This is a genomic window from Corynebacterium sp., from assembly GCF_030535495.1.
Classification (GTDB): Bacteria; Actinomycetota; Actinomycetes; order Mycobacteriales; family Mycobacteriaceae; genus Corynebacterium.
In genome coordinates, this window is record NZ_JAUNRW010000041.1 from 1 (window position 1) to 18,836 (window position 18,836).

General features: G+C 64.8%; 14 protein-coding genes. 8 read left to right on the forward strand and 6 right to left on the reverse strand.

Features of this window, described 5'->3' with window-relative positions; translation table 11 throughout:
* Nucleotides 1–107: 107 nt before the first annotated feature.
* Together Q4F73_RS06760 and Q4F73_RS06765 are read right to left on the reverse strand one after the other, a co-directional pair.
* A complete protein-coding gene (locus Q4F73_RS06760; RefSeq protein ID WP_303358594.1) occupies nt 108–815 on the reverse strand; it encodes a FadR/GntR family transcriptional regulator in 708 nt (235 codons plus the stop codon).
* Nucleotides 816–825: 10 nt separating this feature from the next.
* Nucleotides 826–2,493 (reverse strand): L-lactate permease, encoded by a 1,668-nt coding sequence (locus Q4F73_RS06765; RefSeq protein WP_303358595.1) that lies wholly within the window; start codon nt 2,491–2,493, stop codon nt 826–828.
* A gap of 181 nt (nt 2,494–2,674) precedes the next feature.
* On the opposite strand from Q4F73_RS06765, the gene Q4F73_RS06770 reads away from it, so the two are divergent.
* The 3 genes from Q4F73_RS06770 to Q4F73_RS06780 are packed head-to-tail and all read left to right on the forward strand — an operon-like array spanning nt 2,675 to nt 5,420.
* Entirely contained in the window at nt 2,675–3,430 is a 756-nt protein-coding gene (locus Q4F73_RS06770; RefSeq protein WP_303358596.1) for a (Fe-S)-binding protein, read from the forward strand.
* Nucleotides 3,418–4,836 (forward strand): LutB/LldF family L-lactate oxidation iron-sulfur protein, encoded by a 1,419-nt coding sequence (locus Q4F73_RS06775; protein WP_303358597.1) that lies wholly within the window; start codon nt 3,418–3,420, stop codon nt 4,834–4,836. The genes Q4F73_RS06770 and Q4F73_RS06775 overlap by 13 nt, the downstream gene beginning before the upstream one ends.
* Entirely contained in the window at nt 4,833–5,420 is a 588-nt protein-coding gene (locus Q4F73_RS06780; protein ID WP_303358598.1) for an LUD domain-containing protein, read from the forward strand. Before Q4F73_RS06775 ends, Q4F73_RS06780 begins: the two co-directional genes overlap by 4 nt.
* 11 nt (nt 5,421–5,431) lie before the next feature.
* On the opposite strand, the gene Q4F73_RS06785 is transcribed toward Q4F73_RS06780, so the two are convergent.
* The 4 genes from Q4F73_RS06785 to Q4F73_RS06800 all read right to left on the reverse strand — a co-directional run bounded on the left by Q4F73_RS06785 (nt 5,432) and on the right by Q4F73_RS06800 (nt 10,754).
* Entirely contained in the window at nt 5,432–7,192 is a 1,761-nt protein-coding gene (locus Q4F73_RS06785) for an ATP-binding protein (protein WP_303358599.1), read from the reverse strand.
* A gap of 297 nt (nt 7,193–7,489) precedes the next feature.
* Nucleotides 7,490–8,467 (reverse strand): hypothetical protein, encoded by a 978-nt coding sequence (locus Q4F73_RS06790; protein ID WP_303358600.1) that lies wholly within the window; start codon nt 8,465–8,467, stop codon nt 7,490–7,492.
* Between the two features lie 48 nt (nt 8,468–8,515).
* Nucleotides 8,516–9,382, reverse strand: coding sequence for a hypothetical protein (locus tag Q4F73_RS06795; protein ID WP_303358601.1), 867 nt, complete (start codon nt 9,380–9,382; stop codon nt 8,516–8,518).
* A gap of 235 nt (nt 9,383–9,617) precedes the next feature.
* The gene (locus tag Q4F73_RS06800) at nt 9,618–10,754 is read right to left on the reverse strand and encodes a Fic family protein (RefSeq protein ID WP_303358602.1); all 1,137 of its coding nucleotides are present in this window, start codon (nt 10,752–10,754) and stop codon (nt 9,618–9,620) included.
* A 454-nt stretch (nt 10,755–11,208) separates the two neighbouring features.
* Here Q4F73_RS06800 and Q4F73_RS06805 point away from each other — a divergent pair, with 454 nt between their 5' ends.
* From Q4F73_RS06805 to Q4F73_RS06825, 5 genes are read left to right on the forward strand one after another with little or no spacing between them, the layout of a single operon-like run.
* Nucleotides 11,209–12,678, forward strand: coding sequence for a DUF3375 domain-containing protein (locus tag Q4F73_RS06805; protein ID WP_303358603.1), 1,470 nt, complete (start codon nt 11,209–11,211; stop codon nt 12,676–12,678).
* Complete coding sequence (locus Q4F73_RS06810) at nt 12,675–13,304, forward strand: DUF4194 domain-containing protein (RefSeq protein ID WP_303358604.1); 630 nt, start codon at nt 12,675–12,677, stop codon at nt 13,302–13,304. The genes Q4F73_RS06805 and Q4F73_RS06810 overlap by 4 nt, the downstream gene beginning before the upstream one ends.
* Nucleotides 13,301–16,618 carry an ATP-binding protein gene (locus Q4F73_RS06815; RefSeq protein WP_303358605.1) on the forward strand — a complete coding sequence of 1,106 codons (3,318 nt, stop codon included), beginning with the start codon at nt 13,301–13,303 and terminating at the stop codon, nt 16,616–16,618. The genes Q4F73_RS06810 and Q4F73_RS06815 overlap by 4 nt, the downstream gene beginning before the upstream one ends.
* A gap of 1 nt (nt 16,619) precedes the next feature.
* Entirely contained in the window at nt 16,620–17,792 is a 1,173-nt protein-coding gene (locus Q4F73_RS06820; RefSeq protein WP_303358606.1) for a Wadjet anti-phage system protein JetD domain-containing protein, read from the forward strand.
* Between the two features lie 4 nt (nt 17,793–17,796).
* Nucleotides 17,797–18,771, forward strand: coding sequence for a GIY-YIG nuclease family protein (locus tag Q4F73_RS06825; RefSeq protein WP_303358607.1), 975 nt, complete (start codon nt 17,797–17,799; stop codon nt 18,769–18,771).
* Nucleotides 18,772–18,836 lie beyond the last annotated feature (65 nt).

The window sequence follows — 18,836 nt, forward strand, 5'->3', positions numbered from 1 at the left end:
CATGATGCGAATCTCCTTGGATGTGGGTGGTGCAAGGTCGTCCGCGTATCTGATGTGGCCCATTTTATACCCGGTGACCTGCATCGACAAGGAAGTGCAGGCTAAGCTCAGCTCCCCAGCCGGGAGAACCACGTGATGTGATCGCGCAGCAGATCGGCGGCGCGGTCACCTTCGCGATTCTCCACCGCGGCGAGGATCGCCCGGTGCTGTTCCTGCAGGGTGCGGCTGATCGCCTGCCAGTCGGGCAGGTCGGCCACGGTCTCCTGGATGTACCCGATGGTGGCCTCGCGCAGCGACGACATCATGGTCTCCACGACGACATTGCCCGCCAAGGAGGTGAGCAGGATGTGGAACTGGGCGTCGAGTGAGTGGAACTCGGATGCCGGTAGGCCGGGGTGGTCCATCTGGTCGAGGATGTCGGCGGCGCTGCGCAGGATGGCGGCGCGTTCCTCGGTGTCGGCTGCCCGGGCGGCGTCGCGTGCGGCCTGGGTCTCCAGGAGCAGGCGGGCCTGCACCAGGTCGCGGACGGGCAGGGCGCGGGTGGCCACGTGCATCCGCAGGGCCCAGCCCAGGGCGGCGGAGGGTTCGGAGATGACGATGGCGCCGGCGTTGGGGCCGGAGCCGACGGCGGAGCGGACCAGCCCCATGGCGTCGAGAATGCGGGTGGCCTCGCGGACCGAGGCGCGGGAGATGCTGAACTGCTCGGCCAGTGCCCGTTCACCGGGGAGTTTGTCCCCGATGACGATGTCGCCGGAGCGCAACTGCTCCTCGAGCCAGTCGAGGACGACGGAATAGGCACGGGCAGTGGTGGGCATGACACCTAGTCTAGACGGGGAGCATGCCGGCGAGAAGGTTCGACTGCAGGTACACCAGGGTGCACAGCAGCACGAGCAGGCCGACGGACCACCAGACCACGGATCGGAAGATGGCGGATTCGCGTCCCTCGAGGTTGACGGCGGTGGCGGCGATGGCCAGGGACTGCGGGGAGATCATCTTGCCCACCACGCCGCCGGAGGTGTTGGCCGCGGTCATGAGGTGGGGGTCGAGGCCGGTCTCCAGGGCGGCGGTCTTCTGCAGGTTGGCGAACAGGGCGTTGGCGGAGGTGTCCGAGCCGGTGACGGCGGTGCCCAGCCAGCCCAGGACGGGGGAGAGGAAGGCGAAGACGGCCCCGAGCCCGGCGACCCACGTGCCCATGGCGATGGTCTGCCCGGAGAAGTTCATCACATACGCCAGGGAGAGGACGCTGACGATGGTGAGGGCGGACCAGCGCATCTTGTGGAAGCAGCGGGCGATCTCGAGGAGGGCGTCGGCAAGCGAGAGCCGGAAGCGACCGCCCCCGTGGAAGACGGAGTACACACCGGCCACGAGCAGCCCGGAGAGGAGCAGCAGTGTGCCGGGGGAGGACAGCCACTGGAACTTGTAGACGGTGCCGCTGATCGGGGTGCCGTCGGCGGCGAGCAGGCGGCCGTCGAGACCCGGCCACGGCACGGAGACGTCGGTGGCGGCGAGCAGCGCGGGGACGTTGACGCCGAACGTCCACAGCTTGGCCACGCCGAACACCGCGACGACCAGCACGTAAGGAAGGACGGCCATCCACACGCGTGCCGGGGTGAGGGCCTCGGGGGCGGCGGGCTTGTCCACTCCGAGGCGCTCGCGGACGGCGTCGGCACCGCGCGGGCGCCAGAAGCGCAGGAGGATGACGGCGGCGGCGAGGCCGACGAGGGCGGCGACGATGTCGGTGAGCTCGTAGGAGAAGAACGTGGAGCACCACCACTGGGCGACGGCGAAGGACACGCCGATGGCCAGTGCGGCGGGCCACGCCTCGCGCAGGCCGCGGGCACCGTCGATGATGAGCAGCAGGATGAAGGGCACGAGGACCGCGAAGAACGGTGCCTGGTGGCCGACGACCGCGCCGATGGTCGCCGGATCGAGGCCGGTGAGGGTGCCGGCGGTGGTGATCGGGATGGCGACGGCACCGAAGGCGACGGGCGCGGTGTTGGCCAGCAGCACCACGGTGGCGGTCTTGAGCGGGGTGAGGCCGAGGGCGAGGATCATCGTCGCGGTGATGGCCACCGGGGCACCGAATCCGGCGAGTGCCTCGAGCAGTCCGCCGAAGCAGAAGGCAATGAGGATGGCTTGGATGCGAAGGTCTCCGCCGCCGATGGTGTCGAAGATGGTGCGCATGTCCTCGAAACGTCCCGACAGGACGGTGACCTGGTAGAACCACAGGGCGAGGACGACGATCCACACGATGGGGAACAGTCCGAACACCGCGCCCTGGGTGGCGGAGAGCAGTGCGAGGTCGGCGGGCATGCCGAAGGCCGCGACGGCGACGATGAGCGCCACGGCCAGCGAGGTCAGGCCGGAGACGTGCGCGCGGGCCTTGACGGCCAGCAGCATGACGAAGAAGGTGATGAGGGGGAGCGTGCCGACAAGTGCCGACAGGGCCAGATTGCCGCCGACGGCGTCGGTGAGCGCGGTGTAGGTGGTCACGCGGACTCCTTGGTGAGAGAATGTGGTCGGACCACTGTGGTCAGTCCACGGCAGCCTATATGGCGCGCCTCACATCCGTCAAGGGGTGTGACTCGGCTTGCATCACCGGGCCGTGTGGCTTAGCATGGTCAGACCACAGCGGGTCAGTCACCTGCTCTGCCCACCTCCTCCTGGAGACACCATGAAAATAGCCCTCTTCGCCACGTGCATCGTCGACGCGATGTTCCCGCGCGTGGCCATCGCCACCACCCGGATCCTCGAACGCCTCGGTCACGAGGTCATCTTCCCCGCAGGCCAGGGTTGCTGCGGCCAGATGCACGTCAACAGCGGGTATCTCGCCGATGCCCTGCCCGTCGTGCGCAACCACGTCCACGCCTTCGAGGACGCCGACATCATCGTCGCCCCCTCCGGCTCCTGCGTGGCCTCCGCCCACCACCAGCAGCCGATGGTGGCGCGCGCCGCCGGCGACACCGGCCTCGCCGAGGCCGCCACCGCGCTGGCCACCCGCACCTATGAGCTCTCCCAGGTGCTTATCGACGTCCTCGGCGTCACCGACGCCGCCGAGCTCGGCTCCTATTTCCCCCACACCGTCACCTACCACCCCTCCTGCCACGGCACCCGCCTGCTGCGGCTGGGGGATCGCCAGGTCGACCTCATCCGCACCGTGGACGCGATTGATCTGCGCCCGCTTCCCGACGCCGCCGAGTGCTGCGGCTTCGGCGGCACCTTCTCCTTCAAGAACCCCGACGTCTCCGGGGCGATGGCGGAGGCCAAGATCGCCAATGTCGAGCGCTCCGGCGCGGGGATCTGCACCGGCGGCGACGCCGCCTGCCTCCTGCATATCGGCGGGGCGATGGACAAGCGGGGCGTCGATAAGCAGACCCTGCATTTCGCGGAAATTCTCGCCTCGACGAAGGAGCAGCCATGGTCAATCTAGGAATCCCCACCTACGGCCAGGGCAACCTGCACACGCAGCAGCCCTTCCCGGCCGCGGCGAAGGAGCAGATGCGCAACACGCAGATGCGCGCCAACATCCGCCACGCCACCCACACCATCCGCGGCAAGCGCGCGGCCGTGACCGCTGAACTGCCGGACTGGGAGGACCTGCGCGCGAGCGGATCGGCGGTGAAGGAGGGCGTCATGGCGCGCCTGCCGGAACTGCTCGAGCAGTTCGAGCGCGAGTTCACCGCCCGCGGCGGCGTGGTGCACTGGGCGCGGGATGCGGCGGAGGCGAACGCGATCGTCGAGAAGCTCGTGCGCGAGACCGGGGAAACCGAGATTCTCAAGGTCAAGTCGATGGCCACCCAGGAGATCGGGCTCAACGAGCATCTGGAGGCCGCCGGAATCAACGCCATCGAGACCGACCTGGCGGAACTCATCGTCCAGCTGGGCAACGACAAGCCCTCGCACATCCTCGTCCCCGCGATCCACCGCAACCGCCGCGAAATCCGCGACATCTTCACCCCGCACATGCCCGGGCCGCTCACCGATGAGCCGACGGTGCTTGCCGACGCCGCCCGCACCCACCTGCGCGAGAAGTTCCTGCGTGCGAAGGTGGCGATCTCCGGCGCGAACTTCGGTGTCGCCTCCACCGGAACGCTGGCGGTGGTCGAATCCGAGGGCAACGGTCGCATGTGCCTCACGCTGCCGGAAACACTCATCACGGTGATGGGCATCGAGAAGATCGTGCCGACCTTCGAGGATCTGGAGGTGTTCCTGCAGCTGCTGCCACGTTCCTCCACCGGCGAGCGCATGAACCCCTACACCTCCCTGTGGACCGGCGTCCACGACGGCGACGGCCCGCGCAACGTCCACCTCGTCCTCCTGGACAACGGTCGATCCGCCGTCCTGTCTGACCCGGCGGGACGCTCCGCGCTGCACTGCATCCGCTGCTCCGCCTGCCTCAACGTCTGCCCCGTCTACGAGCACGCCGGCGGCCACGCCTACGGCTCCACCTACCCCGGGCCCATCGGCGCGATCCTGTCGCCGCAGCTCACGGGCCTGGATTCGGAGGAGAACGCGACGCTGCCCTTCGCGTCGACCCTGTGCGGGGCGTGCTACGACGTCTGCCCCGTGAAGATCAACATCCCCGACATCCTCGTGCACCTGCGCGCGCGCTCCGTCGAGGAGGTGGGCAAGCCCGGCCAGATGTCGGTGATCATGAAGGGCGCCTCGCTGCTCATGCGCTCCGGGCGCGTCATGTCCCTGCTGGAGCGCGCGCTGCCGCTGGCGCGCTTCCGCATCCGCTGGCTCCCGGGCCTGGTCGGTGGCTGGACCCAGCAACGCATCATCCCCACCCCGCCGAAGCAGTCCTTCCGCCACTGGTTCAAGGAGAATCGATGAACGCCAAGTCTGAGATCCTCGGCCGCCTGCGGGCGTCCCTGTCCGATGCTCCTGCCGCGCCCGAGGTGCCGCGTGCTTATCGACGCCGCTCTTCCTCAGGTGCCGCCCAGGTCCGCGAGATGCTCGTCGACCGGCTGGTGGACTACCGCGCCGGGGTGCACTCTGCCTCCGTTGCGGAGCTGCCGGACGTCTTGGCCGGGCTGGTGGAGGGCCCGGTCGTCCTGCCCTCGGGCCTGGATCGCGGCTGGTTGCCGGAGGTGGAGGAGGTGGTGGATCCGCTCGCGGCTGCGTGCGTGATCACGTCCTCGACCGTCGCGTGCGCGGAGACCGGCACGATCATCCTCACCGGCCGCGCCGACGAGGGCCACCGCGCGCTCTCGCTCATCCCCGACCACCACATCTGCCTCGTGCCCGCGGAGACCATCGTGGAACTGTTCCCGGAGGCGTGGGAGCGGGTGGCCGACGCCGGGCTGGACGGCCCGATCACCATGATCTCCGGACCCTCGGCCACCTCCGACATCGAACTCGAGCGCGTCGAGGGCGTACACGGTCCGCGACGACTGGACGTGGTGATTGTGGGGTAGGTGCTGTTGACTTACGGCAGCCGATAGGCGCGGTGCCGACTGGTCGGCGGGGCCGTGGGCAAGATCAGCCCACGGCTGACGAGCTCGGAAATCTGGGGTCGAACCGTGCTGACGGCACGGTCGATTCTGTCTGCGATGTCCTTCGCGGACAATGGATGGTCAACGCTGAGTACCTTCATGATTGCCTGTTGCATCGGATTGAGCGCGTCGTCAACGGCAGCTGGCACCGTGGACAACTGGTAGTGGTCGACGCTGACCTGCGTCAGCTTTCCCGCTTTGACGAGGTCCAGGAGTTCCCGGCGTGCGTCATCGGAATCGACCCCCAGATGATTGCGGAGCATCTGGGGAGTCACCACGCCCTGATCGTGGGCGAACACCAGAGAGACATCCTGCACCCGGTTCTCACCGGGGCCGAACTCGTCCAGCCATGTCTGTACATCGGAGGTGATGAGTCCGAATCGTGGCAGGGTGACGGTGAAACTCCGGACATGGTCGGAAAATGTCGGGGCGGGAAGTCCGTGTGCCCGCATGGAGTGAAGGATTCGCGGTACACCGCTGCCCTGATTTTCCGCGACGCGCGCACCATCCTCGTTGAGGATCTGACTGAGGATGCGGGCGAGTACTTCATTACGGGAGACCGAACGTCCCTCGGCGATGTTGTCGACGGTTCGGTCACCCCACAGCCCGCCTGGATTAGTGATCTCCACACGGTCCGGGAATATGTCCACCGAGATCTGCTGGCCTCGGGTGTAGTCGTCGTAATCGCGGTGCATGACGGCATTGGCGACAACCTCCCGGATGACGATGTCCGGGATCTCCTTCTCGTCGATGACCTGGTGCCCGATCTCCCGGTATCGGGAGCGAAGTACCGACATGATGTGATTGACCGCAGAGTCGATGGCTATGGGCATCGGCCCATCACAGATGTGACGGGAATTGAATCGGATGCCGTTCGACGAGCGGGACTTCTCTGGGGTGGGGTGGCTGGTGACGTCGATGAACAGCTGCGGAAAATACTGTTGCGGGTAGTTTCCTAGCGCCAGCAGACCGGCCAACGTCGGGGTGGGCACGTCTCCGACAATGGTGACTGCGTTAATGCGTTGCAGGATCTGGGTACTCCCGGAAGTGCCTCGACTGATCTGTGAGCCTTGGTCCTTCAGCCGCTGGATAACTGAGGTGATCGCTGCGGAATCTAGATCTTCCTCGGAAGAACCGATAACGGGTTGGCGGTCGGTGTCGTCGTGTCTCTGAATGGTCTGGAGTGCATGGATTTCATAGGCACTCAGATTCTGGTCCTGGTCGAAGTAGCGCTTGAAGCTGCCCTTGGCGATGCCGAGATTCTCCACGTAACAAGGCATCTGGGGCAGTAGGCCAGGATCGCTTCGCATGGGGTATATCTCCAGCAACACAAGCGTTGCGCCTTCGAACTCCGCAGTGGAAGTGCGGTGCTGGGGGACCGGCGTCACGGCGGGTTTCTTCCCGGTGCCCGTACGAAGCCCACTGGCGATCTGGTCCTGGACTTTCACTGCTGGGAATCCGGTGGTGGGAGCGAACCCTGCCTCCTCGTCGAGTCCGAGAATGATGAGCCCGCCGTCCGTGTTGGCGAAGGAGCTCACCGATTTCCACAGTGCTTTGTCCACCCCTCCCTGGGCGCGTTTCGCTTCCACACGTTCGTTGTCCCCCTTGTCCCGACGAAGACGTGTGACGATCTCGTCTAGGTTGTCCGTATCGACATCAAGGTCGGCAGACTCAGCCACATAGCCGTCATTCATGCCTCAATGATAGCAATGAAGGCAATGAAGCCGCGCTGTATGGCATAGACTGCCGGATAGATCGCAATGACGGGTGAATGATTCGCAAAGACATGGGAAAGAATGCGGAGAGTTATGGCAAAGATATCGCAATGATGAACGTCCTAATCACTCCGCATCGGGGATGTGAATCGGCACAGGCTGAGGGAAAAGCGAAAGAGCTTCCAGAGTGGGTGGAGCGACCTCAACCGACAGGTTTACACGGCCAAAAGGCCGCAGTCATGCGACGGTCAACGGAGACAGACACGCTCCCAACGTTCACCCCTCGGCCTGCGCCAGCACCTCGTCCCAGTACCCGGAGTTGGCCACGATCAGCACGGCGCCCTCCACCACATTGCCCGGCGCCAAATCCGGCGCCATTTCCACGGGCAGACACATCTCGAGCGGCGGCAACCCTTCCTGAAGTTGGCCGGTGGCTACGTGGAACTGCCGTCCCGTCAGTTCGTTGGTGCGGGTGTCCACCGTGTCCACCTCAAGGCACACCTGGTTATATGACTCAATGGTGTCCGGCTCGCCGCCGCCGAAGTACTCGAAGGTCCAGGGGCCCAGGATGAAGCCGGGCTCCCCGAAAACTGTGAGAGGGCCGTCGGGGGTGTCCGCCACGGGGCGTTCAGCGCCGAGCTTCGCCTTCCATGCGTCGGCATCCGGGTAGATGTCCGCTCCCATCACCAGTCCTGCGACCTGGAGCGTGGCGTCCGCCATCCCGGTCTCCGTGTCCTGGGGGCCGTTGAGGACTGGGTAGAGGAAGGAATCATCCAGGCTTGCGGTGAGACGGGTGAAGATCTCCCCGGCAGGGTTCAGCAGGTCGATCAGGGACGTGAAGTCGTTGATCCGACCCACTCGCGCCGGCCAGATGGATTGCGTTGCCACGAAAGAAGCTGAGGTCGACCAGTCGTCACCGGACAGCGTACGCAGCAGGCGTGCGCCGCTGGGGTCGGTGTACGGGCTGATCCAGTCGAAGCCGGCGAAGTCCTCCACACCTCGAGGCTCGCGGTGCATGGACATGTCCATGAGGTCTTCCCAGGTGTTGGCATCGAAACCGAGGGCGGAGAGATCTTCAGCGATCACAGTTGTGCCTTTCAGTGCGGGGGATACGGTGGTGTGCACCATCCTCGTCCACACCCGGAATATGTGCAGCCGCAGACTCGAACAAGAGGGCCCCTGTTCAAGGTCGTCTCCCCCGAGCTCGGGCGTGTGAGTCCGCGCCGCATCCCAGAGCCCGGTGTTGGCGATCATCAACGCCATGCCTTCAACAACCGAAGGGGGAATCTTGCTCGGACACCGTTACCCCTCAGGAGAACGAAGGTCGATACCGAACTCGTGCTTGATGTCGCGCAACTGGTTGTGGATCCAGCGGCGGTCGGAAGGGGATGTGGGCATGGTGGCCAACCGGGACGGGTAATCGGGGTGGGTGATTTTCGTGTGCTTTCGTCCCTGTGTCACCTCGAACCCCCGCTCCTTCAGTCGTCGGATGAGGTCCCCACGTGAGGTGGGTACTGGGAGCCGGGGATCGTGCTTCGTGCCGGGGACGCGAGAGCGGTGTCGTTTCTTGTGCGCGTGCGAAGGAGCCGCGGGAGTAGGTGAGGCCGATTCTGCCGGGACAGCAGTGCGAAAGCCGACGTGCTTGACGAAAGTGAGTCGTTGGTCCGTGATGACCTCAAGGTCAGGCAAGAGGAATCGGTGGTCGCCGCACATGGTGTCGTGGTGGGCAGCACCGCCGAGTTGGGCGTGAATGTCAGACCACGACATACCTTCCGCCTGGAGGAAGCGACGCGCCTTGGGTCCGATCTCGACGTCAACAGGGATAACGCTCCCCGTGCCGCCCAACTGCCGCTGGAGCAGCATTTTCAATGAATCGAGCTCCTCGACCCCCAAGGGGACTTCGTCGGGGCTGGTTGGAGGAGGGCTGGCGGAAGATTCCTCGCGTTCACCTTCCTCACTCCTTTCGCCGCCTTCGCTCAGGCGGATGAGGCGACGCAACCACCACAACACTGCTGGCAGGCTCAGCGACAGGAAGGCCAGAAACCCGAGGATGACGAGGGCGATTGTCGAAGGGAGGAAACGAGACGTGGCCAGCGCGAGGGTGAGAAGGACGACAACGGCCAGTCGAAGGTTGTCGGAAAGGTTGCTGTGAACAGCTTGCGGATTCATGATCGCAGCATGCCCTGTCATCCGGACATGAACGTGAGGGTGGGGAACGGGTGTGCGTCGCAGGAAAGCTGTCCCTCGGGTCACGGCAGCTCCGTGGCGACAAGGCAGCTGGGCTGCGGAACCCACTACGGAAGCAATAGGGCAACCATCACCAGTATCGAGCAGATCCGAGCGAACGTGCGAGGTCACCCTGGCCGCAGGCCGCACCACGGTACTGCAGGTCCCTTCAGCTGACTCAGAGGCCGATCTGCGGAGTCTCCCGACGGCCGGCCTTCTCCGCGAATTCGTCGAGGAGCTCGAGGATCTCGGGGGCGCGCCACGCCCGCCGATTCCTGGCCACTTGCGCACTCAGGACGATCCCGTGGTTCTCCAGCCTGTCGAGTGCCTTGCGGACATTCGTGGCGCTGACGCCGAGTTCGGCGGCGAGGCCGGGGGCGTCGACAAGCGGCTGGCGGATGAGGACGTCCAGGATCCGCCAGTCGGTGGCGTCCCGACGGGCCGTCACCGTGTGTCCCCAGGCATTTCGGATGTCGGTGAGTTCCTCACCCAGCCACGTGCCCAGTGTGGTGGCGCGACATGCGGCGTCGGCGATGAGCCGGACGATCGGATCCAGTTCTCCTTCGCGGTAGCTGTCCAACGCCGCGAAGTATGAGTCTGGACTGCTCAGGATGCCTGCCGACAATGGCAACGGACCGTTGACGGTCAGGCCGCGGTAGCGCAACAGAGTGTGGATGAGGGCACGCCCGGTGCGCCCGTTGCCATCGGCGAACGGATGAATCGTCTCGAACTGCGCGTGCGCGATGGCCGCCAGAACCAGCGCCGGAACATCCCGGCGCTGCATCCAGGTCTCCAGATCGGACATGAGGCCTGTCAGGTGGCGGTGGTGCGGCGCCGTGAACAGGGATCCGACCGGATGAGTGTCGCTACCGCCGATCCACACGGCTTCGCTGCGGTAACGCCCGGCAATCTGAGGGCGACTCTTCTCCATGAGCAGGCGGTGCATCCTCAAAATACCCGCCTCATCCGGTATTTCATCGCTGTTGATGGCGGCTGATACCTGAGCGCTCGCCGCCACAATGAGTGCGGCATTGCTCGTGCCCGCGGTACCCAGAAGCTCGGCCTCCAGGATCCGGCGGGCGGACGATGTGAGTAGTTCAATCCGCGAGGAGGCGACCGACTCTCCCCGTAGGAGCAGGGGGGTGAAGGGGACGTCGGCAGCGGCCTGGGTGGCGTCGAAGCGCGTCACAGCGATCGTCGAGGTATCGACCGCGGCCAGGGTGTCCGGCTGGAGGGTGGGGATGGCCCTGCTGATGAACGGGACCAGGGCGGATGGGTATTCGGCGGGTTGTCTGGCCCTCGCCCGTGCAGACATGGGGCCACGGGAGACCCAAGGGAGTGTCTCGTATGAAGCATGAGGCCAGGAGTACATGAGGAAAGGATAACACTGTAGCCGTTCGCTGTTGGCCTGTCAGGGTATGGATAAGGGCTTTAACATTCGCGCGGAAAAGAGGGCGCTTGCGGAGGAAGCTGCTTGTTTTCCCTGTTCACGAGCAGGCTCAAAGATCATATGTCGATTTTGGAGAGGAAATCGACATATCCGCCTGACATGTCGATCCGGTGTACATATCGGGTCCGGTCGCCCGGAACCTGGCGGCCATGGGCCTGGCACGTGGCGTCGATAAGCACTTAGTTCAGGACCGATTCGCGGCTCGCCGAGGATGGTGCGTCAGGGCTGCGAGGAAAGGTGAGGCATGTCGCCGCGCAGTGTCTCGAACACCGTCGCGATTCCTGGGACGCATGTCAGGGCCATCGGGTACGAAAGAGACATGAGTCTGGTTTCCCACGCGCTCGGATTCGCGCGCTTCCGTAGGGCCTCCCCGGTGATGTCCCTGCTGCGCAGTGATCATCTGCCAGTGGTCCTGGCGGTGGTGGCCAGCTACTTCCCGCAGGGAGCGGTGGCCCGGCCGGCGCAGGAGATCTACGTCCTGTTGGATGAGGATCTTCGTAATCTCACGGCCGAGGGGTTTACCCTGCCCCGTGGGCCGCAGGACTATGTGGGCGACTGGGTGCGCAGTGAGTGGTTCATCCGCCGACCAGGTTCCAGCCGCACTGGTGAGACGATCGAACCCAGCGAGGATGTGCTGGCGGTGCTCGATGCCCTGCAGCGCTGGGACCGTCCGCACAGGACGGTGTCGGCCTCGCGGATGGAGTCATTGTCTCAGGCCCTGCAGACGCTTGCCCGTGAGTCGGACCCCGATGTCGGGCAGCGACTCGCAGAGCTGGAACGGGAGCGGGAGCAGATCGAGGAGCTCATCGAGGCCACACACCGGGGCGAGTTCGAGGTGCTTACTCCGACGCAGATCCGGGAGCGGGTGGGGGACATCCTCGATCTGGCCGCGTCGATTCCGGCGGATTTCGCGCGTGTGCGCCAGGAACTCGGTGACCTCAACCGGCAGTTGCGCCGCCAGCTGCTCGATCCGGAGGATCCGCGCGGTGACGTACTCGAGGAGATCTTCCGTGGGGTTGACCTGATCGGGGAATCGGATGCAGGCCGCAGCTTCAACAGCTTTTTCGATGTTCTACTGGACCGTGAACGTTCCTCGCTCATCGACCGGTGGATCCGGGATGTCCTGGGCAGGGAGGCCACCCGGGAAATTCCGGAAGAGCTGCGGGTTCGTCTGCACCGCGTGTTCCGGGATATGGAGGAGTCCAGCTTCGAGGTCAACGAGGAGATGACCTTTCTGGCGCGCAGCCTGCGACACTACGTCACCACAGATGAATTCGCCGAGAATCGCCGCATGGTGCAGTTGCTGCGGGAGACCCGGCATGCCGCAGCGCAGGCAGCGCAGACAGGAGCGGTGCACCCGGTGAACCAGATGGAGACCCCGCTGGTGCGGATCGGAATGCAACTGCGTTCGGTGTCCGCCCTGGCACTGAGAAATCCCGGCGAGGAGCAGGTGGAGGCGCCGCCGGAGAAGGTGGCCGACGTAGAGCTGGACACGGACACTCTTCTCGCCGAGATCCGGGCCAGCGAGATCGACTTTGAGGAGCTGGAGGAGGCGGTGGCAGACGTCCTTGCCCGCCAGGCCAGCGCCACCATCGCAGAGGTCATGCACCAACATCCGCCGTCCCAGGGGCTGGCCAGCGTCGTCGGCCTGCTGCACTTGGCCATGCAGTCAGGAATCTCCACCGATTCACCACAGGTGGTTCAGTGGGAGGATGAGGGAACGGTACACAGGGCGCGGATCAGCGGCTGGCGATTCCTGCGTCCGGACACCAAGGAGGAGCAACGATGACGGAATCGATGTGGCCGGGTGACACGGGGACGCTGTCCTATCATTCTCGCCGCGCTCTGGTGCAGCTGCTCAAGGGCCCGATGATCCGAGCGGAGAACAACCGTCTCATCTGGAAGGCGATCGTTACAGATCAGCCGGCGCTGCGCTTGGCCCTGCACAACGTCTTCCTGGAGTTGGTGGTGGACGAGGAATCGGGGATCGCCTTCTCCCGGGCAGCCGCTGGCGGGCAGGACGTGGTGGTGGACGGGCGTCTGGAGCCGATGCCGAAGGTGCTGCGCACAGAGTCTCTCAGTCACGTGGATACCCTCATTATCCTGCACCTGCGGCAGGAACTGGCGTTGGCGGCGCCAGGGGAGCGCGTCATCGTCGACCGTGGGGAGTTACGCGATCAGATTCTGCTCTACCGGGTGGATGCCGAATCCGACGAGGCGAAATTGGCCCGCCGATACGAAGCCGCCTTCAAGCGCATGATCGACTATTCGCTGGTCTCCGGCACGGAGACCGAGGGCCGCTACGAGGTGTCCCCGGCCCTGCGTCAGATCTTCGACGCGGCGACTGTCGAGGGGGTCCGCGCCGAGTACGAACGCTTCCGTACCGGCACCACCGACTTCGAGGAGGAGACATGAGCATCCACCCCGGCCAGTACCGGCTTTCCCGAATCCAGCTGATCAACTGGGGCACTTTCGAGGGCAGCCTCGACGTCCCGGTCTCACGGGAGGGTTTCCTCATCACCGGCGGCTCAGGGTCAGGCAAGTCCACGCTTATCGACGCCATCACCGCAGTCCTCCTTCCCGGCGACCGCGTGCGCTTCAACGCTGCAGCTCAGGCGAACACCCCGCGTGGGAAGGGGCGCAACCTGGTCTCCTACGTGCGGGGAGCATGGCGCTCCCGGGAGGATCATGCTTCCGGGCAGGTGGTGGCCACCTACCTGCGCCCCCGGGCCACCTATTCCGTCATCGGCCTGACCTACGACAATGCTGAGGGCGGAGTGCACACCCTCGTGGCGATGTTCTACCTGAAGTCGGGGCACAACGCCCAGCCGGACGTGGACAAGTTCTACGGGCTGTTCCCGGGCGATGTCACCATTTACGACCTGGTCGAGCATCTGGGCAGCGGCATTGACAAGCGGAAGATCAAGGCAGCCCATAAGAAGGCGACGTTCTCCGACAGGCATTCCGTGTTCGCGGCCAAGTTTCGCTCCCGACTGGGCATCGCGAGCGAGGAGGCCCAGTTCCTTCTGCACCGCGCCCAGTCGGCGAAGGACCTGCAGAGCCTCGATGACCTATTCCGGGACTACATGCTCGTTGAGCCGGACACCTTCCACAAGGCAGATCAGGCTCTGGAGCAGTTCCGCGATCTGGAAGGGGCCTATGAACGGGTGGAGGACATCCGCGCGCAGGTGGCCGCCCTGGAGCCGCTGGTGGGGCTGCAGAAAAGGAAGACGGAGGCGTCGGAAAGCAAGGACCATGCGCACCAGCTCAAGCGTGCACTGCCCACGGTGAGCAACCGAATCAAGCGTGAAGAGCAGTCTGCACTGGTGCGCCGCTTCACCATCGAACATGATGAAGCGACCTCGCAGCTGAAGTCCGCCCGGCAGCACCGGGGGCATGCACAGGAGATGGCACAGATCGCACAGGATGCGGTGGACCAGACCCTCGGGGCGAAGCACGGTGAACTCAGCGCCAGGCGTTATGCCGCGCAGGAGCGCCTGGCACGGGTGCAGGCGCAATTGGAGCAGATCAGGGAGGCGATCACCGGAATCGGCGGGGAGGAACCCACCGATGCAGCCGGGTATCTGCGGCTGGGCAATGATGCGCGGGTGATCGTGGATGAGTTCCGGGAACGTCGAGAAGCACTCGAGCAGCAGAGCCAGCAGGCGGTGGCGGACCGTACCCGCGCCCAAGACGAGCTGGAAGTGGCGGAGCGTGAACTCACCTCGTTGAGCAGAGGCACGAGCAACATCGAGTCCCGGCTACTCGGCGTCCGCGACGCTCTCTGCCACGACCTGGGACTGAGCCATCGCGACCTGCCCTTCGCCGGAGAACTCATCGACCCGATCGACGCGGAGTGGGAGCCGGTGGTGCAACGTCGCCTCGCCGGACTGGCGGCCACCCTGCTGGTCACAGACACCGTGCTCCCGCGGGTGCGGGAATGGGTGGACTCCCACCACCTGGGTGCGCGCCTGCAGATCAACGGTGTGCGCACGAAGGAGACCTATTCCTCCCCGCGTCTGGCGCACAATGCCCTGCCCCGCAAGGTTGAGGTCATCGAATCGCCGTTCCGTGACTGGCTGCACTTCGAGTTGGGGCGACGACACAATTTCCTCTGCGTCAGGGATGCCCGGGCACTGGGTGAGCTGCGTCCCGGCGACAACGGTGTCACGCTGCAGGGACTGGTCCGCTACGCCCTGCGCTCCGGTGACCCTACCGAGCGGCTGGAGAAGGACGACCGGCGACAACTCGGTGACCGGGCCACCTACCGCCTCGGGTCCACCAACCACGAGAAGATTGAACTGCTCCGGACGCAGGTGACCACGGTGAAGCGGAAGGTTGACGCCGCTGCTCGCCGACTCCGGGAGGTGGGGTCGCTTGTGGAGGGACTCGACCGAGAGCATCAAGCGGCTCTGCTCATCCTGCGGACGCCGTGGGCCGAGGTGGATGTGGAGGCGGCACACAGTGCAGTCACTGATTTGGATCGGGCACTGGAGGACCTGACCACCTCTCCGGAAGCGGAGGAGAAGACCACCCGACTCCGGGATGCCCTGGCCGCGCGGTCGCGGGCGGAGCAGGAGGCGGATGCCGCACTGGAGAAGCAGGCGGTACTGGCGGCTTCGCTGAGCAGGGCGGAAGAGGAGCTGGCTTATCTGAAGTCCCAACCGGTCGTGGAGGTTGCGGAGGACATCGCGCGGGAACTGGAGTCACGCCTGGCCGACGCCACCCGCCGTATCCACGCGGGCAATGTCGACGAGCGCACCCTGGCGTTGCGGGAGGAGCTCGATGACCGAATCGAGACCTGCGAGGCGACCCTGAGGCAGGCTGACACACAGATCGGCAATCTGCTCACCCGCTACCTGCAGACCTGGCCCGCGGAACAAGCTGACATGCTGCCGGAACCGAAGTACATCGGGGAGGCACTCAAGCGTCTGTCCTTCCTCCGCGATGACCGTCTCGCCGAGTTCACCCAGGAGTTCCTGTCTCTGATGAACGACATGTCCACCAGGAACCTCGGGACCATCGCGAAGAAGCTGCGTGATGCCCGTCGGGCGATCGAGGAGCGCATCGAGCCGATCAACCGCTCGCTGGCGCGCTCCGAGTTCAACACCGGCCGCTACCTGCACATCGAGGTCCGCGACAAACGGGGAGACATCGTCGTGCAGTTCCAGCGGGACCTTGACGACGCCACCAGCGGTGGCCTGGGCAGCAGCGACGAGAAGTCGGCCTTCGCCCGCTACCAGTCGATAGCGAAGATAATGCGGCGACTCGGGTCGCAGGATTCCGCCGACCAGCGTTGGCGCCGCCAGGTCCTGGACACCCGCCGGCACGTCAGCTTCATCGGTCTGGAGCAAAACGGCGAGGGCGAGACGATCAACACCTACGTCGACTCGACGTCCCTGTCCGGCGGGCAGGCACAAAAGCTGGTGTTCTTCTGCCTGGCGGCTGCGTTGCGCTACCAGCTGGCGGAGCCCGGGGCGCAGTACCCCGCGTATGCCTCCGTCATACTCGACGAGGCCTTTGACCGCGCCGATCCGGCCTTCACCCGGCAGACCATGGACGTTTTCGCCAACTTCGGTTTCCACATGATCCTTGCCACGCCACTCAAGCTCATCCGAACGTTGAGTCCCTATGTCGGTGGGACCGTGGTCGTCAGTTACGCAGAGTCCCCCGACTCGAACGGTGAGGTTCGAGGCACATCCGGGCTGTCCAGAATTGAGGAGAACTGACATGGTGGTCATGCGTGCCGACGCCCGCGCCAAGCTCCAGCGCCACGTTCGAAGACACCGTCAACAACTGCTTCTCGACGCCTTCGTCGGCCACGGTCTACCTCTGCACCCACCAACGGCGCGCGCCGCTGCTTCGGATGAGGAGGGGACGAGACGGTTCATCCGGGACTGGGAAGGGGTGTCAGGCGTGGTATGGGAGGAGCGCAACTGGACGTCAGCAGGTGTCGGCCGACACCTGGTCCCAGTCCGGCTCCACCTCGATACCGTTGCCGGTCTGGTTCGTGAAGCCGGGTTATCAGTCGAGTGGGCGGACTGGGTGGAGCGCCGGGATCTGCTCATGCAGGCGGGGTGCGACCGGGAGGCGGTTGTCGCTGCTGTGTCACTGTGGGCCGACCTGGAGACTTCTACTCTGGAGACAGCTCTGAATGTCGTGGCCTGGTTTCGGGACCGTCCGGGAGTTTCCGTACTGCCCCGTGCAGTGGCGGTGGAAGGGGTGGACACCAAGTGGCTGGAGCGCCACCGCTCGCTGGTGGAGACCCTCCTGGCCGCGATCCGGGGAGTGGTCGGTCGCGACGCCCTCGGTCTGCTGGCACCGCCGGCCCGAGTGCGGATGCGTTTTCATCCTGGCGAGGGGCCCGGGGGATTGTGCGATGTGGAGGTCCCCGTCGAGGAACTGTCCGCCGTTCCACCGCCGCACGTCATCCTCATGGTGGAGAATCTCAGCAGCTTCCTCGCTCTCCCGACCTGGCCGGGGGTTGTTCTGGTGTGGGGTGGGGGGTATTGGGCTGTGACGTTGGTTGCTCATCCCTGGTTTCGGTCTGCGCGGCTTGTGTACTGGGGTGACCTGGACGCAGATGGCTTCGCGATCCTCTCTGGCGTGCGCGGCGCCCATGGGGACGTGACGTCGGTGCTCATGGATGTGGACACCGTGCGGAGGTGGGCGCGTTTCGGGGTTCCGGACCGCAAGTTCCAGATACGCGCTTACCCCGGGCTGACCGCGATAGAGGGGGACGCTGTGGACGAGCTCATCATGGCGGGCCAGTTGCGCATCGAACAGGAGCGAATTCGTTTCGACGTCGCTGTGGAGACAATCGAAGGGGCGGTGGAGCGCGCGGCCGTGGACAAGGATCCGACGAGCGTTCCGGGGTCCTCTGATCAAATGGTGGGGGAATAACTCAGTGACTGAGCCAGAGTTTCACTACCGGGGCGTTGCCTACGATGTTCGTGATCTGGGATCCATCCAATTCGCCCTCGTGCAGCAAACCACGCTTCGGGGGGTTTATCGACTGACCTTCGCCGACGGTCACCGATACGTCGGGCAATCCGTGAATGTCGTCTCCCGCTTCGCGCGACACCGTCGAACCTGGGACGACATCACCACACTGGAGTTTTTTCCGTTTCCTCACGAGGACCTCGATCGTCTAGAAAAACAGCTGATCACCGCGACGGAGCGGGGATTCTCAGTGCGCAATATCCGCCACGCCAATCGACCCGGGGGAGATGGAGATGTATCACTGACAGTGGAGGAGGGGGTCACTACCATCCTTCCTTGGGACAGGCAGTCGCGTACGCGGCCGCAGGACGGGGTACTCGCTCCGAGTCAGCAGAAATTCGTGGACCTACTGGGTCACGATGACTACGAGCTGATCCGGGCCGTGCTCGGATGGTACCTCTACGAGACGATCCCCGATCCCGTAAACACCCAACGACATTTGTGGGTGGTGTCCTGCCTACCTTCCACCAATCGGAGTAAGGACCATCGGAGGCTGGCAGCCATCAGCTGTGGTTCGCTCGAAACGATCGTCGTCCACGAGAATATGTACGGCGGCGAATGGGGAACCGATGTGTTCATCAATACCTCAGTCGTGCCGTTGGATCCGTCTGAGGCCCGTCCCGAACATGGCTTTTGGATGGCGGAAGAGGTGTCGTATCGACTGGGGGCGGTCACGCGCTGGGAATTCAGTCTGGAGGCTCTCTTCGACATCGTCACAGGTCACCTCGATATGCCGCTCCTGTCGCAGATGCTCGACAGCGCTTATGAACTGAACGTGCGGCTGCTACGCGGCGGAGGCACCATGTTCCGACGATTCCACAACGAAAAGCTGGCTGCGGAGCTCATTACGGCGTCGATGCAGGGACACGAGGCGAACTGAGTCAGTTGGCTTCCCTGCTCACGATAATGCCCAAAGGTCATATGTCGATTCTGGAGAGGAAAATC